The 21,791-nt window shown below is 62.7% G+C and carries 34 protein-coding genes; 32 read left to right on the top strand and 2 right to left on the bottom strand.

Annotated features, from left to right (window positions below; all coding sequences use genetic code 11):
- Nucleotides 1–13: 13 nt before the first annotated feature.
- The 32 genes from fusA to YUO_RS0120910 all read left to right on the top strand — a co-directional run bounded on the left by fusA (nt 14) and on the right by YUO_RS0120910 (nt 19,673).
- Complete coding sequence (fusA, locus tag YUO_RS0121070; protein WP_028349060.1) at nt 14–2,086, top strand: elongation factor G; 2,073 nt, start codon at nt 14–16, stop codon at nt 2,084–2,086.
- A gap of 40 nt (nt 2,087–2,126) precedes the next feature.
- Nucleotides 2,127–3,317: an elongation factor Tu gene (gene tuf, locus YUO_RS0121065; protein ID WP_028349059.1), complete on the top strand. Its 1,191-nt coding sequence runs from the start codon at nt 2,127–2,129 to the stop codon at nt 3,315–3,317.
- A gap of 126 nt (nt 3,318–3,443) precedes the next feature.
- On the top strand, nt 3,444–3,752 hold the full coding sequence (gene rpsJ, locus YUO_RS0121060; RefSeq protein ID WP_002712302.1) for a 30S ribosomal protein S10: 309 nt from the start codon (nt 3,444–3,446) through the stop codon (nt 3,750–3,752).
- Between the two features lie 52 nt (nt 3,753–3,804).
- On the top strand, nt 3,805–4,530 hold the full coding sequence (gene rplC, locus YUO_RS0121055) for a 50S ribosomal protein L3 (protein ID WP_028349058.1): 726 nt from the start codon (nt 3,805–3,807) through the stop codon (nt 4,528–4,530).
- A 1-nt stretch (nt 4,531) separates the two neighbouring features.
- Nucleotides 4,532–5,152: a 50S ribosomal protein L4 gene (gene rplD / locus YUO_RS0121050; protein ID WP_028349057.1), complete on the top strand. Its 621-nt coding sequence runs from the start codon at nt 4,532–4,534 to the stop codon at nt 5,150–5,152.
- Nucleotides 5,149–5,448, top strand: coding sequence for a 50S ribosomal protein L23 (locus tag YUO_RS0121045; protein ID WP_028349056.1), 300 nt, complete (start codon nt 5,149–5,151; stop codon nt 5,446–5,448). The genes rplD and YUO_RS0121045 overlap by 4 nt, the downstream gene beginning before the upstream one ends.
- A 12-nt stretch (nt 5,449–5,460) precedes the next feature.
- The gene (gene rplB, locus YUO_RS0121040; protein ID WP_028349055.1) at nt 5,461–6,294 is read left to right on the top strand and encodes a 50S ribosomal protein L2; all 834 of its coding nucleotides are present in this window, start codon (nt 5,461–5,463) and stop codon (nt 6,292–6,294) included.
- A gap of 12 nt (nt 6,295–6,306) precedes the next feature.
- A complete protein-coding gene (gene rpsS / locus YUO_RS0121035) occupies nt 6,307–6,585 on the top strand; it encodes a 30S ribosomal protein S19 (protein WP_025588653.1) in 279 nt (92 codons plus the stop codon).
- Between the two features lie 10 nt (nt 6,586–6,595).
- Nucleotides 6,596–6,982 carry a 50S ribosomal protein L22 gene (gene rplV, locus YUO_RS0121030; RefSeq protein ID WP_028349054.1) on the top strand — a complete coding sequence of 129 codons (387 nt, stop codon included), beginning with the start codon at nt 6,596–6,598 and terminating at the stop codon, nt 6,980–6,982.
- Between the two features lie 19 nt (nt 6,983–7,001).
- Entirely contained in the window at nt 7,002–7,706 is a 705-nt protein-coding gene (rpsC, locus tag YUO_RS0121025; RefSeq protein ID WP_028349053.1) for a 30S ribosomal protein S3, read from the top strand.
- Between the two features lie 30 nt (nt 7,707–7,736).
- Nucleotides 7,737–8,150 carry a 50S ribosomal protein L16 gene (gene rplP / locus YUO_RS0121020; RefSeq protein WP_028349052.1) on the top strand — a complete coding sequence of 138 codons (414 nt, stop codon included), beginning with the start codon at nt 7,737–7,739 and terminating at the stop codon, nt 8,148–8,150.
- 5 nt (nt 8,151–8,155) lie between these two features.
- A complete protein-coding gene (gene rpmC / locus YUO_RS0121015) occupies nt 8,156–8,362 on the top strand; it encodes a 50S ribosomal protein L29 (protein WP_028349051.1) in 207 nt (68 codons plus the stop codon).
- 11 nt (nt 8,363–8,373) lie between these two features.
- Nucleotides 8,374–8,622, top strand: a complete 249-nt coding sequence (gene rpsQ / locus YUO_RS0121010) for a 30S ribosomal protein S17 (RefSeq protein WP_028349050.1) — start codon at nt 8,374–8,376, stop codon at nt 8,620–8,622.
- An 84-nt stretch (nt 8,623–8,706) separates the two neighbouring features.
- Complete coding sequence (gene rplN / locus YUO_RS0121005) at nt 8,707–9,075, top strand: 50S ribosomal protein L14 (protein ID WP_011473865.1); 369 nt, start codon at nt 8,707–8,709, stop codon at nt 9,073–9,075.
- Nucleotides 9,075–9,389: a 50S ribosomal protein L24 gene (gene rplX, locus YUO_RS0121000; RefSeq protein ID WP_028349049.1), complete on the top strand. Its 315-nt coding sequence runs from the start codon at nt 9,075–9,077 to the stop codon at nt 9,387–9,389. The genes rplN and rplX overlap by 1 nt, the downstream gene beginning before the upstream one ends.
- Nucleotides 9,382–9,939, top strand: a complete 558-nt coding sequence (gene rplE, locus YUO_RS0120995) for a 50S ribosomal protein L5 (protein ID WP_028349048.1) — start codon at nt 9,382–9,384, stop codon at nt 9,937–9,939. Before rplX ends, rplE begins: the two co-directional genes overlap by 8 nt.
- A 43-nt stretch (nt 9,940–9,982) precedes the next feature.
- Complete coding sequence (gene rpsN, locus YUO_RS0120990) at nt 9,983–10,288, top strand: 30S ribosomal protein S14 (protein WP_028349047.1); 306 nt, start codon at nt 9,983–9,985, stop codon at nt 10,286–10,288.
- Between the two features lie 14 nt (nt 10,289–10,302).
- Nucleotides 10,303–10,701 (top strand): 30S ribosomal protein S8, encoded by a 399-nt coding sequence (gene rpsH, locus YUO_RS0120985; RefSeq protein ID WP_028349046.1) that lies wholly within the window; start codon nt 10,303–10,305, stop codon nt 10,699–10,701.
- Nucleotides 10,702–10,717: 16 nt separating this feature from the next.
- On the top strand, nt 10,718–11,251 hold the full coding sequence (gene rplF, locus YUO_RS0120980; protein ID WP_028349045.1) for a 50S ribosomal protein L6: 534 nt from the start codon (nt 10,718–10,720) through the stop codon (nt 11,249–11,251).
- An 11-nt stretch (nt 11,252–11,262) separates the two neighbouring features.
- Nucleotides 11,263–11,622, top strand: a complete 360-nt coding sequence (rplR, locus tag YUO_RS0120975; RefSeq protein ID WP_028349044.1) for a 50S ribosomal protein L18 — start codon at nt 11,263–11,265, stop codon at nt 11,620–11,622.
- Nucleotides 11,623–11,685: 63 nt separating this feature from the next.
- Nucleotides 11,686–12,261, top strand: coding sequence for a 30S ribosomal protein S5 (rpsE, locus tag YUO_RS0120970; RefSeq protein WP_028349043.1), 576 nt, complete (start codon nt 11,686–11,688; stop codon nt 12,259–12,261).
- 37 nt (nt 12,262–12,298) lie between these two features.
- Nucleotides 12,299–12,493 carry a 50S ribosomal protein L30 gene (rpmD, locus tag YUO_RS0120965; RefSeq protein WP_028349042.1) on the top strand — a complete coding sequence of 65 codons (195 nt, stop codon included), beginning with the start codon at nt 12,299–12,301 and terminating at the stop codon, nt 12,491–12,493.
- Nucleotides 12,494–12,509: 16 nt separating this feature from the next.
- A complete protein-coding gene (gene rplO / locus YUO_RS0120960; protein WP_028349041.1) occupies nt 12,510–12,995 on the top strand; it encodes a 50S ribosomal protein L15 in 486 nt (161 codons plus the stop codon).
- Between the two features lie 135 nt (nt 12,996–13,130).
- On the top strand, nt 13,131–14,462 hold the full coding sequence (gene secY, locus YUO_RS0120955; RefSeq protein WP_028349040.1) for a preprotein translocase subunit SecY: 1,332 nt from the start codon (nt 13,131–13,133) through the stop codon (nt 14,460–14,462).
- Nucleotides 14,463–14,533: 71 nt separating this feature from the next.
- Nucleotides 14,534–15,394 carry an adenylate kinase gene (locus YUO_RS0120950; protein WP_028349039.1) on the top strand — a complete coding sequence of 287 codons (861 nt, stop codon included), beginning with the start codon at nt 14,534–14,536 and terminating at the stop codon, nt 15,392–15,394.
- A 184-nt stretch (nt 15,395–15,578) separates the two neighbouring features.
- Nucleotides 15,579–15,947, top strand: coding sequence for a 30S ribosomal protein S13 (gene rpsM / locus YUO_RS0120945; RefSeq protein ID WP_028349038.1), 369 nt, complete (start codon nt 15,579–15,581; stop codon nt 15,945–15,947).
- A gap of 131 nt (nt 15,948–16,078) precedes the next feature.
- Entirely contained in the window at nt 16,079–16,468 is a 390-nt protein-coding gene (gene rpsK / locus YUO_RS0120940; RefSeq protein WP_006021048.1) for a 30S ribosomal protein S11, read from the top strand.
- A 110-nt stretch (nt 16,469–16,578) separates the two neighbouring features.
- Nucleotides 16,579–17,619 (top strand): DNA-directed RNA polymerase subunit alpha, encoded by a 1,041-nt coding sequence (locus YUO_RS0120930; protein WP_176722005.1) that lies wholly within the window; start codon nt 16,579–16,581, stop codon nt 17,617–17,619.
- Nucleotides 17,620–17,768: 149 nt separating this feature from the next.
- A complete protein-coding gene (gene rplQ, locus YUO_RS0120925) occupies nt 17,769–18,185 on the top strand; it encodes a 50S ribosomal protein L17 (RefSeq protein WP_028349036.1) in 417 nt (138 codons plus the stop codon).
- 128 nt (nt 18,186–18,313) lie between these two features.
- Complete coding sequence (greA, locus tag YUO_RS0120920; RefSeq protein ID WP_028349035.1) at nt 18,314–18,763, top strand: transcription elongation factor GreA; 450 nt, start codon at nt 18,314–18,316, stop codon at nt 18,761–18,763.
- 24 nt (nt 18,764–18,787) lie between these two features.
- Nucleotides 18,788–19,084: a DUF1330 domain-containing protein gene (locus YUO_RS0120915; protein WP_028349034.1), complete on the top strand. Its 297-nt coding sequence runs from the start codon at nt 18,788–18,790 to the stop codon at nt 19,082–19,084.
- A gap of 238 nt (nt 19,085–19,322) precedes the next feature.
- Nucleotides 19,323–19,673, top strand: a complete 351-nt coding sequence (locus tag YUO_RS0120910) for a DUF1236 domain-containing protein (RefSeq protein WP_028349033.1) — start codon at nt 19,323–19,325, stop codon at nt 19,671–19,673.
- 60 nt (nt 19,674–19,733) lie between these two features.
- Here the strand turns inward: YUO_RS0120910 and YUO_RS43870 are convergent, their stop codons facing one another.
- Nucleotides 19,734–20,102 (bottom strand): hypothetical protein, encoded by a 369-nt coding sequence (locus tag YUO_RS43870; RefSeq protein ID WP_083754656.1) that lies wholly within the window; start codon nt 20,100–20,102, stop codon nt 19,734–19,736.
- Between the two features lie 192 nt (nt 20,103–20,294).
- Complete coding sequence (locus YUO_RS0120900; RefSeq protein WP_028349032.1) at nt 20,295–21,788, bottom strand: amidase; 1,494 nt, start codon at nt 21,786–21,788, stop codon at nt 20,295–20,297.
- Nucleotides 21,789–21,791 lie beyond the last annotated feature (3 nt).

Here is a 21,791-nt window from a genome sequence, read left to right as displayed (position 1 = left end):
TAAGGAACAGCCCATGCCCCGCCAACATGCCATCGAGGACTACCGTAACTTCGGTATCATGGCGCATATCGACGCCGGTAAGACGACAACCACCGAGCGCATCCTCTATTACACCGGCAAGAGCCACAAGATCGGCGAAGTGCACGAAGGTGCCGCGACGATGGACTGGATGGAGCAGGAGCAGGAGCGTGGTATCACGATCACCTCGGCTGCGACCACCGCGTTCTGGAACGGCAAGCGGCTGAACATCATCGACACCCCCGGCCACGTCGACTTCACCATTGAAGTCGAGCGTTCGCTGCGCGTGCTCGACGGCGCGGTATGCGTGCTCGATTCCAACCAGGGCGTCGAACCGCAGACCGAAACCGTCTGGCGCCAGGGCGACAAGTACAAGGTTCCGCGCATCGTCTTCGCCAACAAGATGGACAAGACCGGCGCCGACTTCTTCAAGTGTCTGGCCGACATCGTCGACCGCCTTGGCGCCAAGCCGATCGCGATCCAGCTCCCGATCGGCGCCGAGAACAACTTCAAGGGCCTCGTCGACCTCGTGAAGATGCAGGGCATCATCTGGAACGATGAATCGCTCGGCGCCAAGTTCGACTATGTCGACATCCCGGCTGACCTCGTCGACCAGGCCAAAGAATACCGCGAGAAGATGGTGGAAGCCGCCGTCGAGCTCGACGACGACGCCATGGCCGCTTACCTCGACGGCAAGGAGCCGGACGAGGCGACGCTGAAGCGCCTGATCCGTAAGGCGGTGCTGACCGGCGCATTCTATCCGGTGCTGTGCGGCTCGGCGTTCAAGAACAAGGGCGTGCAGCCGCTGCTCGACGCCGTCGTTGACTACCTGCCGTCGCCGATCGACGTGCCCGCGATCAAGGGTACCGACGATGACGGCAATGAAGTGGTGCGCAAGGCTGACGACAAGGAGCCGCTGGCTCTGCTCGCGTTCAAGATCATGGACGACCCGTTCGTCGGCACCATCACCTTCTGCCGCATCTATTCGGGCATCCTGCAGTCGGGCACGGGGGTCATCAATTCGACCCGCGAGAAGAAAGAGCGCATCGGCCGCATGCTGTTGATGCATGCGAACAACCGCGAAGACATCAAGGAAGCCTATGCTGGCGACATCGTCGCACTGGCGGGCCTGAAGGAAGCGCGCACCGGTGATACGCTGTGCGATTCCGACAAGCCGGTGATTCTGGAAAAGATGGAATTCCCGGAGCCGGTGATCGAAATCGCGATCGAGCCGAAGTCGAAGGCCGACCAGGAAAAGCTCGGCGTAGCACTGGCGAAGCTCGCTGCCGAAGATCCGTCGTTCCGCGTGTCGACCGACCAGGAGTCGGGCCAGACCATTTTGAAGGGCATGGGCGAACTCCATCTCGACATCAAGGTCGACATCCTCAAGCGCACCTACAAGGTCGACGCCAACATCGGCGCGCCGCAGGTGGCGTTCCGCGAGCGGGTCACCAAGCGCGCTGAAGTCAAGTACACGCACAAGAAGCAGACCGGCGGTACCGGCCAGTTCGCCGAAGTTTCGATTATCGTGGAGCCGAACGAGCCCGGCAAGGGTTACGAGTTCGAGTCCAAGATCGTCGGCGGCGCGGTGCCGAAGGAATACATCCCCGGCGTCGAAAAGGGCCTCAACAGCGTGATGGGCTCGGGCGTGGTAGCCGGCTTCCCGGTGGTCGACGTCAAGGTTCAACTCGTCGACGGCAAGTATCACGACGTCGACTCGTCGGCGCTGGCCTTCGAAATCGCATCGCGCGCGGCATTCCGCGAAGCGCTGCAGAAGGGCAAGTCTGTTCTGCTCGAGCCGATCATGAAGGTCGAAGTGGTGACCCCGGAAGACTATACCGGTTCTGTCATCGGCGACCTGAATTCTCGGCGCGGCCAGATCCAGGGCCAGGACATGCGGGGCAACGCCAACGTCATCAACGCGATGGTGCCGCTCATGAACATGTTCGGGTACGTGAATAACCTGCGCTCGATGAGCCAGGGGCGCGCGACCTTCACGATGCAATTCGATCACTACGCTGAAGCGCCGGCGAACGTGTCGGCAGAAGTCCAGAAGAAGTTTGCCTGATTGTCGTTGGTTGCAAGCTAACGACTGAACGGAGAGTCAAATGGCCAAAGCAAAGTTTGAACGTACTAAACCGCACTGCAACATCGGAACCATCGGTCACGTCGACCATGGCAAGACATCGCTGACCGCAGCGATCACCAAGGTGCTGGCTGAGACCGGCGGTGCGACGTTCACGGCGTACGACCAGATCGACAAGGCGCCGGAAGAGAAGGCGCGCGGCATCACCATCTCGACCGCTCACGTCGAGTATGAGACGAAGAACCGCCACTACGCCCACGTCGACTGCCCCGGCCACGCCGACTATGTGAAGAACATGATCACCGGCGCCGCCCAGATGGACGGTGCGATCCTGGTCGTGTCGGCCGCCGACGGCCCAATGCCGCAGACCCGCGAGCACATCCTGCTCGCCCGTCAGGTCGGCGTCCCCGCGCTCGTCGTGTTCCTGAACAAGTGCGACATGGTCGACGATCCGGAACTGCTCGAGCTCGTCGAGCTCGAAGTTCGCGAACTGCTTTCGAAGTATGAATTCCCGGGCGACAAGATCCCGATCATCAAGGGCTCGGCGCTCGCCGCCCTCGAAGACAAGGACAAGAAGCTCGGCCACGACGCCATCCTCGAGTTGATGCGCAATGTCGACGAATACATTCCGCAGCCGGAGCGTCCGGTCGACCAGCCGTTCCTGATGCCGGTGGAAGACGTGTTCTCGATCTCGGGCCGCGGCACCGTCGTCACCGGCCGTGTCGAGCGCGGCGTCATCAAGGTCGGCGAGGAAATCGAAATCGTAGGCCTGCGCGACACCCAGAAGACCATCGTCACGGGCGTCGAAATGTTCCGCAAGCTGCTCGATCAGGGCCAGGCCGGCGACAACATCGGCGCGCTGCTCCGCGGCACCAAGCGCGAGGAAGTCGAGCGTGGCCAGGTGCTGGCGAAGCCGGGTTCGGTCAAGCCGCACACCAAGTTCAAGGCTGAGGCCTACATCCTGACCAAGGAAGAGGGCGGTCGTCACACCCCGTTCTTCACCAACTACCGGCCCCAGTTCTACTTCCGCACCACCGACGTGACCGGCGTCGTGCACCTGCCCGAAGGCACCGAGATGGTGATGCCGGGCGACAACATCGCGATGGAAGTGCACCTGATCGTGCCGATCGCGATGGAAGAAAAGCTGCGCTTCGCGATCCGCGAAGGCGGCCGCACCGTCGGCGCCGGCGTCGTCGCCGCGATCATCGAGTAATAGCGAATAGCGAATGGCGAGTGGCGAATAGAGAAATCTATTCGCTATTCGCTACTCACTACTCGCCGGCCACAATCACTGTGTCGTCCGCATTTTGCGGTCGATGACTAGAAAGAGACAACGGCAATGAACGGCCAAAATATTCGCATCCGTCTCAAGGCGTTCGACCATCGAATCCTCGATACGTCGACCCGCGAGATCGTGAACACGGCGAAACGTACCGGTGCCCAGGTTCGCGGACCTATTCCGCTGCCCACCCGCATCGAGAAGTTCACCGTCAACCGTTCGCCACACGTCGACAAGAAGAGCCGCGAGCAATTCGAGATGCGCACCCACAAGCGCCTTCTCGACATTGTCGACCCGACCCCGCAGACCGTCGACGCTTTGATGAAGCTCGATCTGGCCGCCGGTGTCGACGTCGAGATCAAGCTCTAAGATTTTTTAGCTCGTCCGAATTTAGCGGACAGAAAGAACAGGAAGCACGCCGATGCGCTCCGGAGTGATCGCACAAAAGGTCGGGATGACGCGGGTCTTTACGGAGGCCGGCGAACATATCCCTGTGACCGTGCTGAAGCTGGGCAATTGCCAGGTGCTGGGCCACCGCACGACCGAAAAGAACGGTTACGTCGCGCTGCAGCTCGGTGCGGGCACCCGCAAGACCGTGTATCTGCCCAAGGCGGAGCGCGGTCAGTTTGCCGCGGCCAAGGTCGAGCCCAAGCGGAAAGTCGCCGAATTTCGCGTCTCGGAAGATGCGCTGATTCCGGTAGGCGCCGAGATCCAGGCAGACCATTTCGTGGTCGGCCAGTTCGTCGACGTCACCGGCACCTCGGTTGGTAAGGGGTTTGCCGGAGGCATGAAGCGCTGGAATTTCGGCGGCCTGCGCGCCACCCACGGTGTGTCGGTTTCGCACCGTTCGATCGGTTCGACCGGCGGACGTCAGGATCCCGGCAAGACCTTCAAGAACAAGAAGATGCCCGGTCACATGGGTGTCGATCGCATCACCACGCTCAATTTGCGTGTGGTGCAGACCGACGTCGAGCGCGGTCTGATCCTGGTCGAGGGTGCCGTTCCCGGCTCCAAGGGCGGCTGGATCTCGGTGCGCGACGCCGTGAAGAAGCCGTTGCCGAAGGAAGCTCCGAAGCCCGGCAAGTTTAGGGTTGCTGGCGGTGAGCAGGCTGCTGCTGCTGCGCCGGCCGAGCAGGAGGGCGCGTGAGATGGAACTGAAAGTCACGACGCTTGAAGGTAAGGAAGCCGGATCGGTCGAGCTCTCGGACGCGATCTTCGGTCTAGAGCCGCGCGCCGACATCATCCAGCGCTGCGTGCAATGGCAGCTCAACAAGCGTCAGGCCGGCACGCACAAGGCGAAGGGGCGCGCCGAAATCTGGCGCACCGGCAAGAAGATGTACAAGCAGAAGGGCACCGGCGGCGCCCGTCACGGCTCGGCCCGCGTGCCGCAGTTCCGCGGCGGTGGCCGTGCGTTCGGTCCGGTGGTTCGCTCCCACGCAACCGACCTGCCGAAGAAGGTGCGGGCGCTTGCGCTCAAGCATGCTTTGTCGGCGAAGGCCAAGGACGGCGGCCTGATCGTGATCGACAGCGCGCAGGTCAAGGAAGCCAAGACCAAGGCGCTGGTCGGCCATTTCAACGGCCTTGGGCTCACCAACGCGCTGATCATCGACGGCGCCGAGCTCAACAACGGTTTCGCGACCGCGGCCCGCAACATTCCGAACATCGACGTGCTGCCGATCCAGGGCATCAACGTCTACGACATTCTGCGCCGTCAGAAGCTCGTGCTGACGAAGGCGGCAGTCGATGCGCTGGAGGCGCGCTTCAAATGAAGAATATCGATCCGCGCCATTACGACGTGATCGTAGCTCCCGTCGTCACCGAAAAGGCGACGGTAGCGTCCGAGCACAACAAGGTCGTGTTCAAGGTCGCCAGCAAGGCGACCAAGCCGCAAATCAAGGAAGCCGTCGAGAAGCTGTTCGACGTCAAGGTGAAGAGCGTGAATACCCTGGTCCGCAAGGGCAAGACCAAGGTGTTCCGCGGCAATTTCGGTTCGCAGTCGGACGTCAAGCGGGCTGTCGTGACCCTCGAAGAGGGCCACCGCATCGACGTTACCACCGGACTATAAGGCGACACAGCGATGGCATTGAAAACATACAATCCGACGACGCCGGGCCAGCGCCAACTGGTGATGGTCGACCGTTCGGCGCTCTACAAGGGCAAGCCGGTGAAGGCGCTGACCGAGGGCAAGCTCGGCAATGGCGGCCGCAACAACACCGGCCGCATCACGGTGCGCTTCCGCGGCGGCGGCCACAAGAAGGCCTACCGCCTGGTGGACTTCAAGCGGAACAAGGTCGACGTTCCCGCCGTCGTCGAGCGGCTGGAATATGATCCGAACCGCACCGCGTTCATCGCGCTGATCAAGTATCAGGACGGCGAGCAGGCCTACATCCTGGCGCCGCAGCGGCTGGCCGTGGGCGACACGGTGGTTGCCGGCAACTATGTCGACGTGAAGCCCGGCAACGTCATGCCGCTCGGCAACATGCCGGTCGGCACCATCGTCCACAACATCGAGATGAAGATCGGGAAGGGCGGCCAGATCGCCCGTTCCGCCGGCACCTACGCCCAGATCGTCGGCCGCGACCAGGAATACGTCATTCTGCGCCTGAACTCGGGCGAACAGCGCCTGGTGCACGGCCGCTGCCGCGGCACCATCGGTGCGGTGTCGAACCCCGATCACATGAACATCTCGATCGGCAAGGCCGGCCGCACCCGCTGGCTGGGCTGGCGTCCGCATAACCGCGGCGTCGTCATGAACCCGATCGACCATCCGCACGGCGGCGGCGAAGGCCGCACCTCGGGCGGCCGCCACCCGGTCACGCCGTGGGGCAAGCCGACCAAGGGCAAGAAGACCCGTTCGAATAAGTCGACCAATCGATTCATCCTCCTAAGCCGCCACAAGCGGAAGAAGTAAGGAACGCCGGACATGGTTCGTTCAGTCTGGAAAGGCCCGTTCGTCGAAGCCTCTCTGCTCAAGAAGGCAGATGCTGCGCGCGCGTCCGGCCGTCACGACGTCATCAAGATCTGGAGCCGCCGCTCGACCATCCTGCCGCAGTTCGTCGGCCTGGTGTTCGGCGTCTACAACGGCCAGAAGCACGTGCCGGTCTCGGTCAACGAGGAAATGGTGGGTCACAAGTTCGGCGAGTTCTCGCCGACCCGTACCTTCCATGGCCACTCTGGCGACAAGAAAGCCAAGAAGGCTTGAGGAATAGACGATGAGCAAACCAAAGCGCGAACGTAGCCTCGCGGACAACGAGGCCAAGGCAGTCGCCCGGATGCTGCGCGTCAGCCCGCAGAAGCTCAATCTTGTCGCGCAGTTGATCCGCGGCCGGAAGGCGTCTGCTGCGCTCGCCGACCTGCAGTTCTCGCGCAAGCGGATCGCGGTCGACGTCAAGAAGTGCCTGGAATCGGCGATCGCGAACGCCGAGAACAACCATGACCTCGAGGTCGACGATCTCGTCGTCGCCGAGGCCCATGTCGGCAACGGCATCGTCATGAAGCGTTTCTCGCCCCGCGGCCGTGGCCGTTCGGGCCGTATCTATAAACCGTTCTCGCACCTGACCATCGTGGTTCGTCAGGTCGAGGCCGAGGCAAGCGCTTAAAGCGGCGCAGGAGAAAACGATGGGTCAAAAGATCAATCCAATCGGACTGCGTCTCGGCATCAACCGCACGTGGGATTCGCGTTGGTTCGCCGGCAAGAGCGAATACGGCAAGCTTCTGCATGAAGACGTCAAGATCCGCGAGATCCTGCACAAGGAGCTCAAGCAGGCGGCCGTCGCCCGCATCGTGATCGAGCGTCCGCACAAGAAGTGCCGCGTGACGATCCACTCGGCGCGTCCGGGCGTCGTGATCGGCAAGAAGGGCGCCGACATCGACAAGCTGCGCAAGCGGGTTGCCGACATCACGGCTTCCGACGTCGTCATCAACATCGTCGAAATCCGCAAGCCCGAACTCGATGCCACCCTGGTTGCCGAATCGATTGCGCAGCAGCTCGAGCGCCGCGTCGCTTTCCGCCGCGCCATGAAGCGGGCGGTGCAATCGGCGATGCGCCTTGGCGCCGAAGGCATCCGCATCAACTGCTCGGGCCGTCTCGGCGGCGCCGAAATCGCGCGCATGGAGTGGTATCGCGAGGGCCGCGTGCCGCTGCACACGCTGCGCGCCGACGTCGATTACGGCGTGGCGACGGCGTTCACCACGTTCGGCACCTGCGGCGTCAAGGTCTGGATCTTCAAGGGCGAAATCCTCGAGCACGATCCGATGGCCCAGGACAAGAAGATGGCCGAAGGCGATACCGCGCGTCCGCGCCGCGACGCCGCCGCAGCGTGAGACATTAGGAAGGTTTGAGGGCTCAAAGCCATGATGCAACCAAAGAAAACGAAGTTCCGGAAGGCGCATAAGGGCCGTATCCACGGCGTTGCGACTTCGGGTGCGACGTTGTCGTTCGGCCAGTTCGGCCTGAAGGCGATGGCGCCCGAGCGCGTCACCGCCCGCCAGATCGAAGCCGCGCGCCGCGCGCTGACCCGCCACATGAAGCGCGCCGGCCGCGTCTGGATCCGCGTGTTCCCGGACGTGCCGGTGTCGAAGAAGCCCGCCGAAGTCCGCATGGGCTCCGGCAAGGGAACGCCGGAATTGTGGGTGGCGCGGGTCAAGCCCGGCCGGGTGATTTTCGAGATCGACGGCGTCAACGTGCAGACCGCGAGGGAAGCGCTCACGCTCGCCGCCGCCAAGCTACCGATCAAGACGCGCTTCGTCGCGCGCATTGCGGAGTAACACTCATGGCCCCGATGAAAGTTGAAGACATCCGCGCGATGAGCGACGACCAGAGGGAGGATGCCGTCCTCAATCTGAAGAAGGAACGCTTCAACCTGCGTTTCCAGCGCGCCACCGGGCAGTTGGAAAACACCTCGCGGCTGCGCGAAGCCCGCCGCGATATCGCCCGCATCAAGACCATCGCAGCGCAGGTTCGCGCGAAGAAGAAGTAAGAGGCCATATTATGCCGAAACGTACCCTTCAGGGCGTGGTCGTGAGCGACAAGCAAGCCAAGACGGTGGTGGTGCGCGTCGATCGCCGCTTCACCCATCCGATCTACAAGAAGACGATCCGCCGCTCCAAGAACTACCACGCGCATGACGAGAACGGCGAGTTCAAGCCGGGCGACATGGTGTGGATCGAGGAGAGCAAGCCGATCTCGAAGTTGAAGCGCTGGACCGTGGTCCGGGGCGAACAGAAGAAAACCGCCTGAGATTTGTTCGGCCTGGCCGGATGAGTAATCAGGAAAATTTTAGGCGCTAATTCGAGCGCATCAGAAAGAGGACGAGGTGCATCAATGATTCAGATGCAGACCAACCTCGACGTGGCCGACAATTCAGGCGCACGCCGTGTCATGTGCATCAAGGTGCTGGGGGGCTCCAAGCGCCGCTATGCCACCGTGGGCGACGTTATCGTCGTGTCGATCAAGGAAGCGATTCCGCGCGGCAAGGTGAAGAAGGGCGACGTGATGAAGGCCGTCGTGGTGCGGGTCCGCAAGGACATCCGCCGCGCCGACGGTTCGGTCATCCGCTTCGACCGCAACGCCGCCGTCTTGATCAACAACCAGTCGGAGCCGGTCGGCACCCGTATCTTCGGGCCGGTGCCGCGCGAGCTTCGCGCCAAGAACCACATGAAAATCATTTCGCTTGCGCCGGAGGTGCTGTGATGGCTGCCAAGATCCGGAAAGGTGACAAGGTCATGGTGATGACCGGTCGCGACAAGGGTCGCACCGGCGAAGTATTCGAGGTCCGCCCCGCCGAGAACAAGGCGCTGGTGCGCGGCGTCAACCTGGTGAAGCGTCACCAGAAGCAGACCCAGAACCAGGAGGGCGGCATCATCTCCAAGGAGTCGCCGATCCACCTGTCCAACCTCGCCTATGTCGGCAAGGACGGAAAGCCGACCCGCATAGGCTTCAAGATTCAGGCTGATGGCAAGAAGGTACGCATTGCCAAGAGCTCGGGAGCAGAGATCGATGGCTGATACCGCTTACGTGCCGCGCCTGCGCGCGGAGTATGACAAGAGCATTCGCGGCAAGCTGACCGAACAGTTCGGCTATGCCAACGCCATGCAGGTGCCGCGGCTGGACAAGGTCGTGCTCAACATGGGCGTCGGCGATGCCGTCAACGACCGCAAAAAGGCCGAGACCGCGGCTGGCGAACTGACGCAGATCGCCGGCCAGAAGGCGATCGTGACCTATTCGCGGATCGCGATCGCGACCTTCAAGCTGCGCGAGAACCAGCCGATCGGCTGCAAGGTCACGCTGCGTAAGGCCAGGATGTACGAGTTCATCGATCGCCTGGTGAACGTGGCGCTGCCGCGCGTGCGCGACTTCCGTGGCCTCAATCCGAAGAGCTTCGACGGCCGCGGCAACTACTCGCTCGGCCTCAAGGAGCACATCATTTTCCCCGAAATCGATTTCGAGAAGGTTTCGGAAGCCCGCGGCATGGACATCACGGTCTGCACCACGGCGAAGACCGACGACGAGGCGCGCGCCTTGTTGACCGCATTCAATTTCCCGTTCCGGCAGTGAGACGCAGTTAAGCCTCTCAAACGCGGAAACCCAGGAGCCAAGCATGGCAAAGAAGAGTTCGATCGAGAAGAACAACCGGCGCAAGCGGATGGCCAAGAACGCCGCCCCGCAGCGTGCGAAGCTGAAGGCGATCATCGCCGACAAGACCAAGCCGATGGAAGAGCGGTTTGCGGCGACGCTGAAGCTTGCCCAGATGCCGCGCAACTCGTCGACCACGCGGATTCGCAACCGCTGCGAACTGACCGGCCGCCCGCGTTCGAACTACCGCAAGAACAAGCTTTCCCGCATCGCGCTGCGTGAACTCGGCTCCAAGGGCCTGGTTCCCGGGCTCGTGAAGTCGAGCTGGTAAGGAGGGTCGTCACGATGTCAACGCACGATCCGATCTCCGATCTCATCACCCGCATCCGCAACGCGCAGATGCGTTCGAAGTCCAAGGTCTCGACCCCGGGCTCGAAGATGCGCGCCAGCGTGCTCGAAGTGCTGAAGGCCGAGGGCTATATTCGCGGCTATGCCAGCGTGGAGCATGCCTCGGGCCGCAGCGAACTCGAGATCGAGTTGAAGTATTTCGATGGCGAGCCCGTCATTCGCGAGATCGAGCGGGTCTCGAAGCCGGGCCGCCGGGTTTACGCCTCGGTGAAGAACCTGCCGCGCGTGAACAACGGTCTCGGCATTTCGGTGTTGTCGACGCCGAAGGGAATCATGGCCGACCACGCCGCGCGAGACGCGAATGTGGGCGGCGAAGTTCTCTTCACGGTGTTCTGAGGAAGGATTTTTAGCCATGTCACGTGTTGGCAAACGGCCTGTGGCGATCCCGTCCGGTGTGACGGCGACCGTCGAGGGACAGACCGTCAAGGTGAAGGGGCCCAAGGGCCAGCTTCAGTTCGTCGTGCATGACGACGTCGAGGTGAAGTTCGAGAAGGGCGAGGTCAAGGTCGCGCCGAAGTTCAAGACCAACCGTGCGCAGGCCATGTATGGCACCGCGCGCGCGCAGGTGGCGAACCTGGTCGAGGGCGTCACCAAGGGCTTTGAGAAGAAGCTCGAGATCACCGGCGTCGGCTATCGCGCCGCGATGCAGGGCAAGAACCTGCAGCTCGCGCTCGGCTACAGCCACGACGTGGTCTATGCGATCCCGGAAGGCATCACCATCGCGGTGCCGAAGCCGACCGAGATCACGATTTCGGGCACCGATTCCCAGCGCGTCGGGCAGGTCGCCGCCGAGATCCGCGCCTACCGTCCGCCGGAGCCCTACAAGGGCAAGGGCGTGAAGTACGCCAACGAATTCATCTTCCGCAAGGAAGGCAAGAAGAAGTAACGGAGCCGGTCATGTCACTCAAGGTCACGAATGCCCGGCGCAAGCAGCGAGTGCGCAACTCGCTACGCCGGTCCGCCAATGGACGCCCGCGTCTGTCGGTGTTCCGTTCGTCGAAGCACATCTACGCCCAGGTCATCGACGACCTGAAGGGCGAGACGCTGGCTTCCGCCTCGTCGCTGGAAAAGACCATGCGCGAGGCCGGCAACACCGGCGCCAACATCGATGCGGCCAAGGCCGTCGGCAAGCTGCTGGCGGAACGCGCCGTGAAGAACGGCGTCAAGGAAGTGGTGTTCGATCGCGGCGCCTATCTCTACCACGGGCGCGTCAAGGCGCTCGCGGACGCCGCCCGCGAAAGCGGACTGAGCTTCTAACGAAAACGGTTTTGGATAATTACGAGGACAGGGGCTTTCTTCCCCTAAAGATTGGAAAACACCATGGCAGGTGAACGCGAACGCGGCGGACGCGAACGGAGCAGGGATCGCGAGGAGCGCGACAGCGAGTTCGTCGACAAGCTCGTCCACATCAATCGCGTGGCGAAGGTCGTCAAGGGCGGCAAGCGCTTCGGCTTCGCGGCGCTGGTCGTAATCGGCGACCAGAAGGGCCGGGTCGGTTTCGGCCACGGCAAGGCGCGCGAGGTGCCCGAGGCGATCCGCAAGGCGACCGAGTCGGCCAAGCGCAATCTGACGCGCGTGGCGCTGCGCGAAGGCCGCACGTTGCATCACGACATCGCCGGCCGTCACGGTGCCGGCCGCGTCTACCTGCGCGCCGCTCCGGCCGGTACCGGCATCATCGCCGGCGGCCCGATGCGCGCGGTGTTCGAGACGCTCGGCATCCAGGACGTGGTGGCGAAGTCGATCGGCTCGTCGAATCCCTACAACATGGTTCGCGCGACCTTCGACGCGCTGAAGCATCAGGATTCGCCGCGGTCGGTTGCGGCGCGCCGCAACATCAAGGTGTCCACGCTGCAATCGCGCCGCGTCGGCGGCGACGCCGAAGTGGTGGCTGAATAACCGGCGCGAATTTCAAGCGCTCTTTGGAGTTAAGACGATGGCCAAGGCCGCAAAGACGATCAAGGTCGAGCAGACCGGCAGCGCGATCCGCCGCCACCACTCGCAGCGTTCGACGCTGATCGGCCTCAAGCTCAACAAGATCGGCCGGGTTGCCGAGCTGCAGGACACCCCTGAAGTTCGCGGCATGATCAGCAAGGTTCAACATCTCGTCCGCATCGTCGGCGAGAAGTAAGTAAGGAGACAGGGCGATGAAGCTCAGCGATATCGCCGACAACGCCGGCTCGCGCAAAAAGCGCATGCGCGTCGGCCGTGGCATCGGTTCCGGCAAGGGCAAGACTTCGGGCCGCGGCGGCAAGGGCCAGACCGCGCGTTCGGGCGTGCGCATCAAGGGCTTCGAGGGCGGCCAGATGCCGCTGCATCGTCGCCTGCCGAAGCGCGGCTTCAACAACATCTTCCGGCTCGACTTTGCCGAGATCAATCTCGACCGGCTGCAGGAGGCGATCGACGCCAAGCTGGTCGACACCAAGGAAACCGTGACCGTCGAGTCGCTGGTGAAGGCCGGCGTGATCCGCCGTGCCAAGGACGGCCTGCGGCTGCTCGGCCGGGGCGAACTCAAGGCCAAGCTCGCGATCGAGGTGCACGGCGCGTCGAAGTCTGCGGTTGCGGCGGTCGAGAAGGCCGGCGGCACGGTGAAGATCCTGGCCCCGGCCAAGAAGGAAGGCGAGGCGGCGTAACATCTGCGTCATGCCCGCCCGATCGCGGGCATAGACCGGTGGACTTATCGAAGCCGCGCACCAGATAATGTCCGGCGTCTACCGATTGCCCGGGAAGGGGCGTCGGCCTGGGAGGCGGCGGGAGAAAGCCTGAACATGGTCTCAGCAGCAGAACAACTTGCGGCAAACCTCAATTTCGGCGCTTTGGCCAAAGCCGACGAACTGAAGAAGCGCATCTGGTTTACGCTGGGTGCGCTGCTTGTTTATCGGCTCGGTACCTATATCCCGCTGCCCGGCATCGATCCCGCGGCCTGGGAGCAGGTGTTCAAGTCGCAGGCCGGCGGCATTCTCGGCATGTTCAACATGTTCGCCGGCGGCGGCATCAACCGCATGGCGATCTTCGCGCTGAACATCATGCCGTACATCTCGGCATCGATCATCATCCAGCTCCTGACGACGGTCTCGCCCAAGCTCGAAGCCTTGAAGAAGGAAGGCGAGGCCGGCCGCAAGACGCTGAACCAGTATACCCGCTATCTCACGGTAATTCTGGCCACGTTCCAGGCCTACGGCATCGCCGTCGGCCTCCAGGGCGCCGGCAACGTCGTCAGCGAACCCGGGCTGTTCTTCCTGATTTCCACCACGGTCACGCTGACCGGCGGCACCATGTTCCTGATGTGGCTCGGCGAGCAGATCACCTCGCGCGGCATTGGCAACGGTATTTCGCTGATCATCCTGGCCGGCATCGTTGCCGAGCTGCCGTCTGCTCTCGCCAACATGCTGGAACTGGGACGCCAGGGCGCGCTCTCGACCGGCCTGATCCTGCTCGTGATCGTGATGGCGGTCGTCGTGATCGCCTTCATCGTGTTCATGGAGCGCGCGCAGCGCAGGCTTTTGATCCAGTATCCGAAGCGCCAGGTCGGCAACAAGATGTTCGAGGGCCAGTCCTCGCATCTGCCGCTCAAGCTCAACACCTCGGGCGTGATCCCGCCGATCTTCGCCTCGTCGCTGTTGCTACTGCCGGCGACGGTTGCAAACTTCAACGCCGGCCAGGGCCCGGAATGGTTCCAGTGGCTCAACACCCAGCTCAGCCACGGCCGTCCGCTGTTCCTGGTCCTCTATCTGGGCCTGATCGTGTTCTTCGCGTTCTTCTACACCGCGATCGTGTTCAACCCGACCGAGACCGCCGACAATCTGAAGAAGCACGGCGGCTTCATTCCCGGCATCCGTCCGGGCGAACGCACCGCCGAATACATCGACTACGTGCTGTCGCGCGTGACCGTGCTGGGCGCGATCTATCTGGCGATCGTGTGTCTGATTCCCGAAATCCTGATTTCCTACGCCTCGGTGCCGTTCTATTTCGGCGGAACCTCGCTTCTGATCGTGGTCAGCGTGACCATGGATACGGTGGCGCAGGTGCAGGGTTATCTGTTGGCCCATCAGTATGAGGGGCTGATCCGGAAATCCAAGCTGAGGGGCCGTCGCCGCTGATCAGCGGAGCGCTCTGAAATTCAAGACAAGGTGTGCGGTGTTTCGCTCACCAAGCCGGGGGGCGAGTAGTCATGAGATTGATCCTTTTGGGACCGCCGGGGTCGGGGAAGGGTACCCAGGCACAGCGGTTGGTGCAGCGCTATGGGATTGTGCAGCTCTCGACCGGCGAGATGCTGCGCGCGGCTGTGGCCGCCGAGACGCCGGTCGGGTTGAAGGCCAAGGACCTCATGGCAAACGGCCAGCTTGTGCCTGATGACATCGTAGTCGGAATCATTTCTGACAGAATTGATCAGCCGGACGCCGCCAAAGGCTTCGTCCTCGATGGGTTCCCGCGTACCGTACCGCAGGCCGAGGCGCTGGATGAGCTCTTAAAGAAGAAGCATCTCAGGCTCGACGCGGTGGTCGAACTGCGCGTCAATGAGAGCGCGTTGTTACAGCGCGTCGAAACCCGCGTCGCCGAGATGCTGGCGCGCGGCGAAGAGGTGCGTGTTGACGACACGCCGGAAGTGCTGACCAAACGGCTCGCTGCCTACCGTTCGCAGACCGAGCCGCTGATTCACTACTACTCCGAGCGGCGGAAGCTCGCGACCGTCGACGGGATGATGACCATCGAGCAGGTTACCCGGGAGGTTAACCGGATCCTCTCCGCTGTCGGCGCGCTGGAACCCAAGTTGGCACCGGCCCGGAAGGCCAAGGCAGCCGCACGGAAGACCGCCAGGCCAGCAGCCAAAAAGGCTGCCAAAACCGCCAAGAAGGCCGTCAAAACGGCGCGTAAGGCCGCCAAACCGGCCTCCAGGGGAGCCAAAACGGCTGGCAACAAGAAGGCTGCTCGGAAGGCCGTTTCGGCGGCCAGAGGGCGAGGGGGCGCAAGCGCCCAAAAGACCGTCCGGAAAGCGGCCAAAAAGGTCACGAAAAAGCGAGCTAAGCGATAGAGGCGGTTGACGAAACCGAGTTGAATCCTTTAATAAGCCCCGCATCCAAGTCGGATAGTTTTATGACGATGCCGGGCCCCGAAAGAGATGAGGGGAGGGCGTCGTGTTCGCGTTTGCGGACACCTGCCCGAGTTAGCAAGAACATAGCCCGATCCATGAGGGATCGGCGACAGGAGAGAAGTCCGTGGCCCGTATTGCCGGCGTGAATATCCCGACCAACAAGCGCGTTCTGATCGCGCTCCAGTACATCCATGGCATCGGCCAGAAGAACGCGTCCGAGATCATGGAGAAGGTCAAGATCCCGGCTGATCGTCGCGTCAGCCAGTTGAGCGACCAGGAAGTCCTGCAGATCCGCGAAGTCATCGACCGTGACTATCTCGTCGAAGGCGACCTTCGCCGCGAGACCGGCATCAACATCAAGCGTCTGATGGACCTCGGCTGCTATCGCGGTCTGCGTCATCGCCGCGGTCTTCCGGTGCGCGGTCAACGCACCCACACCAATGCGCGCACGCGCAAGGGCCCGGCCAAGTCGATCGCCGGCAAGAAAAAGTAATTGGCGAGTAGCGAATGGCGAATGGCGAGTAGGGTAGATCCTATTTGCTATTCGCCACTCACCATTCGCCCTTAACGGTGTAGCCGCTGGTAGTACGGCGGCGTTTGAGATCACAGGAAGGTTTTAAAGTAATGGGCAAGGAAGCCACCCGCGTCCGCCGTCGCGAACGCAAGAACATCGCCTCCGGCATTGCGCACGTGAATTCGTCCTTCAACAACACGACCATCACCATCACCGACGCGCAGGGCAACACCATTGCCTGGTCCTCGGCCGGCACGATGGGTTTCAAGGGCTCGCGTAAGTCGACCCCCTACGCCGCGCAGGTCGCGGCCGAAGACGTTTCCAAGAAGGCGCAGGAACACGGCATGCGCACGCTGGAAGTGGAAGTTGCCGGCCCCGGTTCGGGCCGCGAATCGGCGCTTCGCGCGCTGCAGGCCGCGGGCTTCACCGTCACGTCTATCCGCGACGTGACGACGATCCCGCACAATGGTTGCCGTCCGCGCAAGCGCCGGCGTGTTTGATATCTGGTCGCGGGCGGTTGTGCCGCTCGCGATTGCTTTTGGAATTTTCCGCGGACTGATCCGCGATCTCCAGCGCCGGTGATCTGAAGGCAGATCGACTGGCCGGTCCATTGACCCGAAGGGGTGACAAAGTGACGATCCAGAAAAATTGGCAAGAACTTATTCGACCGAACAAGCTGCAGGTAACGCCGGGCGGCGATGCGACCCGGTTTGCGACCGTCGTCGCCGAGCCGCTCGAGCGCGGTTTCGGCCAGACGCTCGGTAACGCGCTGCGCCGCATCCTGTTGTCGTCGCTGCAGGGCGCTGCCGTGCAGTCGGTGCACATCGACGGCGTGCTGCACGAGTTCTCCTCGATCGCGGGCGTTCGCGAGGACGTCACCGACATCGTGCTCAACATCAAGGACATCTCGATCAAGATGCAGGGCGAAGGCCCCAAGCGCATGGTCGTGAAGAAGTCGGGTCCGGGTGTCGTCACCGCCGGTGACATCCAGACCGTCGGCGACATCGTGGTGCTCAATCCCGAGCTGCAGATCTGCACGCTGGACGAGGGCGCTGAAATCCGCATGGAGTTCACGGTCGCCGCCGGCAAGGGCTACGTCGCCGCCGAGCGCAACCGGCCCGAGGATGCGCCGATCGGCCTGATCCCGGTCGACAGCCTGTTCTCGCCCGTGCGCAAGGTCTCCTACAAGGTCGAGAACACCCGCGAGGGCCAGATCCTCGACTACGACAAGCTGACCATGACGATCGAGACCAACGGCGCGATCTCGCCGGAGGACGCGGTGGCCTATGCCGCGCGCATCCTGCAGGATCAGCTCAACGTGTTCGTGAACTTCGAAGAGCCGCGCAAGGAAGTCGCGCAGGAGATCATCCCCGATCTCGCCTTCAACCCGGCGTTCCTCAAGAAAGTCGACGAGCTCGAGCTGTCGGTGCGTTCGGCAAACTGCCTGAAGAACGACAACATCGTCTATATCGGCGACCTCGTGCAGAAGTCGGAAGCGGAAATGCTCCGCACCCCGAACTTCGGCCGCAAGTCGCTGAACGAGATCAAGGAAGTGCTGGCCCAGATGGGTCTGCATCTCGGCATGGAAGTGCCGGGCTGGCCGCCGGAGAATATCGACGAGCTCGCCAAGCGCTTCGAGGATCACTACTGAGCGAATAGGGAGTGGCGAATAGCGAATAGGGGAGAAACTATTCGCTATTTGCCATTCGCTACTCGCCACACTGGGGCGAACGCAGGCAGCCCACCTGAGCAACATGTCCGACGAACCGTCGCGACGAAGACAAATCAAGGAATACATCCATGCGTCACGGCAAGGTTCATCGTAAGCTCAACCGCACCGCCGAGCATCGCCGCGCGATGTTCGCCAACATGTGCGCCGCGCTGATCAAGCACGAGCAGATCGTCACCACGCTGCCGAAGGCCAAGGAACTGCGCCCGATCGTCGAGAAGCTCGTCACCCTCGGCAAGAAGGGTGGTCTGGCCATGCGCCGCCAGGCGATCTCCGAGATGCGCGACGTCGACCAGGTCAAGAAGCTGTTCGACACGTTGGCACCCCGCTACAAGGACCGCCAGGGCGGTTACACCCGCATCATTAAGGCCGGTTTCCGCTACGGCGACAACGCGCCGATGGCCGTGATCGAATTCGTCGACCGCGACGTCGACGCCAAGGGCCAGGATTCCGGTCCGGTGGAGGAGAAGTCCGCCGAAGCGGCGTAACTCTTCCAAATCGCAGTTTTCAAAAGCGGCGCCAAAAGCGCCGCTTTTTTTGTTGCCCGGCGCGCCCGCGATCGCGGCCGGCGCATGACTTCACAGGAACGTCTCGGGCCGCCAAACGTTTGACTTGCATGAGTAGGGCGTTCGTCAAGGACACCGAGGAGGTCGAAGATCTGCCGGACCGGCCAATCTCCGAACTTCCGAACGACGTGACGGCTGAGGGTCTCCGCCGGATCGAGCAGGCGTTGGCCGCGGCCCAGGCTGCGGCGCAATCCGCCGGCGATCGCGCGGCGCTGGCCAGCGCTCGCCGTGACTTCCGCTATTGGAATGCTCGCCGCGCCACGGCAAGGGTCGCCCCCGAGCCATCAGACAATTCCGTCGTGCGCTTCGGCCACACCGTCACTATCGTGCGCGAGGACGACCGGCGACAGACGTATCGGATCGTCGGCGAAGACGAGGCCGAACCTGCGCACGGCACGATCTCGCACGGCTCGCCGCTGGCGCGCGCGCTGTTCGGCAAGGGTGTCGGCGATGTCGTCGCCATCGCCGGAGGCGAAGCGGAGATCGTCGAAATCCGGTGATCAATTCGTCGCCCGAGGTTCGCGATGTCAGCCTATGTTATTTCCGAAGTTGAGATGCGCGATGCGGAGGGCTTTGAGGCCTATCGCATCATCGCTGCGAAGACGATCGCGCAATATGGCGGGCGCTATTTAGTCCGTGGCGGCGCTGCAACTTTGATCGAAGGTAGCCCACCGCCGAAAACCATCATCGTCGTCGAATTTCCGACGATGGAGCGTTTGCGCGAATGGTACGCCTCGCCGGAATATGCCGAGGCGTTGAGAGTGCGGCAGACCGCGCTGGATCGCCGTCTGGTTTTCGTCGAAGGCGTCGCGCCGGATTAGCCTGCGTCATAGCCGCTCAAATCCTCATCCTGAGGAGCCCGCAGAGCGGGCGTCTCGAAGGATGTAGGCCACAGACGGGGCCTCATGGTTCGAGACGCGCTTCGCGCTCCTCACCATGAGGGACCTATGACTCAGCAAGGTTGGCAGCAACGATGTGAAGGCCGTCGTTCAGGCGGAACAAGGACGCTCAGAAACCGTTTTTCCTAATGCCGCGCTGACGCGGCTTGAGGAGGACCCGATGAAGAAGCTGCTTATTTTGGCGGCGGCAGCGTCGCTGGTTGCGACCATGGCCAACGCCCAAACCACGGTCATCACTCCCGACACGACCACCGGAACTGCGGGCGCAACGATTCGGATCGAGCCGGAGTATCGCACGAAGATCAAGAGCTACGTGACAGAGCGCAAGCTTCGTCCGGTGGAAATACGGGAAAAGATCGTGGTGGGCACCAAGGTGCCGACCGAGGTCGAACTCGAGGCAGTGCCTTCGGATTGGGGCCCGACGGTGACGAAGTATCGCTATGTCTACACGGACAATCGCGTGATGCTGGTCGACCCCGCCACGCGTACGGTGGTGCATGAGATCGACTGAGGTGTTCTCGTCGCTCCATGCAAAAGGGCCGCCATGCTGGCGGCCCTTTTCATTTCCAGATCACCAGTGATGCCAGTGCCGGCGGTGGTAAAACCGCGGGCCATAGAATCGCGGACCGCCATAGTAGGCGAACGCCGGGCGAACCACGCGACGATAGCGAACGACGGGATAGTAAGGCTCGTCGTAATAGCCACCATAGTAGGCCGGCGCATAACCGCCGTAATAGGCCGGGTACCCGCCGTAATATCCGGGACCATAGGCATAGGCGTTCGAAGCCAGTCCGCCGATCACCGCGCCCGCGATCAATCCGCCAGCCACGGCCGGGAAAAATCCTCCTCCGCGCCAGTGGGCCTCCGCCGGCGAGGGGGCCGTTACCGCGGTCAAGCCCAAGACCGCCGCTGCGGCTAAAGCCAAAGGTGCTTTTCTCATGGACCACTCCTTTCCGTAATTCAGACGCCCAATACTTTACATTCGAGCGAAGTTCGCTCTTTCGCAAAACAGGACACTCGCTAAACACATTCGAGTGAAGTTCGTTGCCCAAGTGCCGGCTTTCAGACCGCTCTGGCGTCAGATTTAACTTTGATGAACGAATGTTCAGGCAACGGCTTCGAATGGAGCGGATCAATCGAAATCCAGAAAACCGGGCCGGGAGGACATCGGAGGCTGCCGGCGCAGCCAGGCGAGGTCGGGGACGGGACGGGCTGTCTTCGGATTGGCCTCAAGCAGCGCCTCGATCTCGCGGGCCACTGAAAGCGTCGCGACGTCGCCGCCCCGCGGGCCGATGATCTGGATGCCGAACGGCAATCCGGCGCCGTCGCGGCCGGCCGGTATCGCCACCGCCGGGTGTCCGGCATTGGTTACGGCATAGGCCAGCGCCAGCCAGTGGAAGTAGCTTTTCGTCGGTGTGCCGTCGATGGTGGCCGGGTAAAGCTCGGACCAGGGCCGCGGGCTGATCGTGACTGTCGGCGCGACGATAAAATCGTGCTCGCCGAAAAATGTCTGCCAGCTCCGATAAAGCGCGGTCTGCAGCGAAAGCGCGCGTGCCACGTCGAGGGCGGAATAGCCGAGCCCCTCGGCTACGTTGTCGCGAATGTTGGGACCCACTTTGTCCGGATATTTCTCGGCAAGCTCCCGGTGCCGGCCCAGAAACGCGACGGCGCGCAAGATCCGGAACACCTCGTCGGCATGGCCGCAGTCCGGATGGGTCCACGCGACGCGGCGGAATGCCGATCCGAATGTCGCGAGCTTCGTTTTGAACGTCTCGGCGATGACGCGTTCCGTCGGCGCAAACCCGAAATCGCAGGTCGCCGCAATGCGCAAGCTGGCGAGATCGGTCCGTGGCGGATCGCGATAGGTCTCGCACACCGGCGTTCCGCCGGCGTGAAGGATGGCCGACAACGGATCGCGCGCGTCGCGACCCAGCATGCAGGAAAGCATCAGGCACGCGTCCGATACGTTTCTCGCCATCGGCCCGAGTTGCGAGATCTGCAGCCAGGCCATATTGCGGCTGTTGCTGGCGATCAGCCCGGGAGACGGGCGGAATCCGACGACACCGCAAAAGGCGGCGGGGTTCCTGACCGAGCCGCCGGTGTCCGAACCGGTCGCCAGCGGCACCATGCCGGTTGCAAGCGCTACCGCCGATCCGCCGGACGAGCCGGCGGCGGAGCGCTCGGGATCGAACGGATTGCCGGTGGCGCCATGAAGCGCATTGCGGGTGTTGCCGCCCGCGCCCCATTCGGGGACGTTGGTCTTGCCGATGACGATGGCGCCGGCGCGCTTGAGCATCGCGACGATCGCCTCATCCTCGGCCGCGATATTGTCCGCGAACAGCACGCTGCCAAAACTGGTCGGCAGGCCCTTGGCATCGATCAGGTCCTTGACGCCGAGCGGAAGCCCATGCAGCGGCCCGAGCGCATCGCCGCGCATTACGGTAGCCTCGCTTTCCCGCGCCGTCGCGCGCGCGGACTCGAACGAGCGTGCGATGATCGCATTGACCGCTGGATCGATTTCCTCGATGCGACGGATGCAACTGTCCATGAGTTCGACCGGCGAAAGCTTGCGCTCGCCGATCAGCGCTCGGGCCTTCACCGCGGGTAGATCGCACGGCTCGGTCATATC

It is taken from the genome of Bradyrhizobium murdochi, assembly GCF_000472965.1.
In the GTDB taxonomy this organism is placed as follows: Bacteria; Pseudomonadota; Alphaproteobacteria; order Rhizobiales; family Xanthobacteraceae; genus Bradyrhizobium; species Bradyrhizobium murdochi.
Note: the sequence above shows the minus strand (reverse complement) of the source record. Positions and strands in the feature narration are given on the sequence as shown.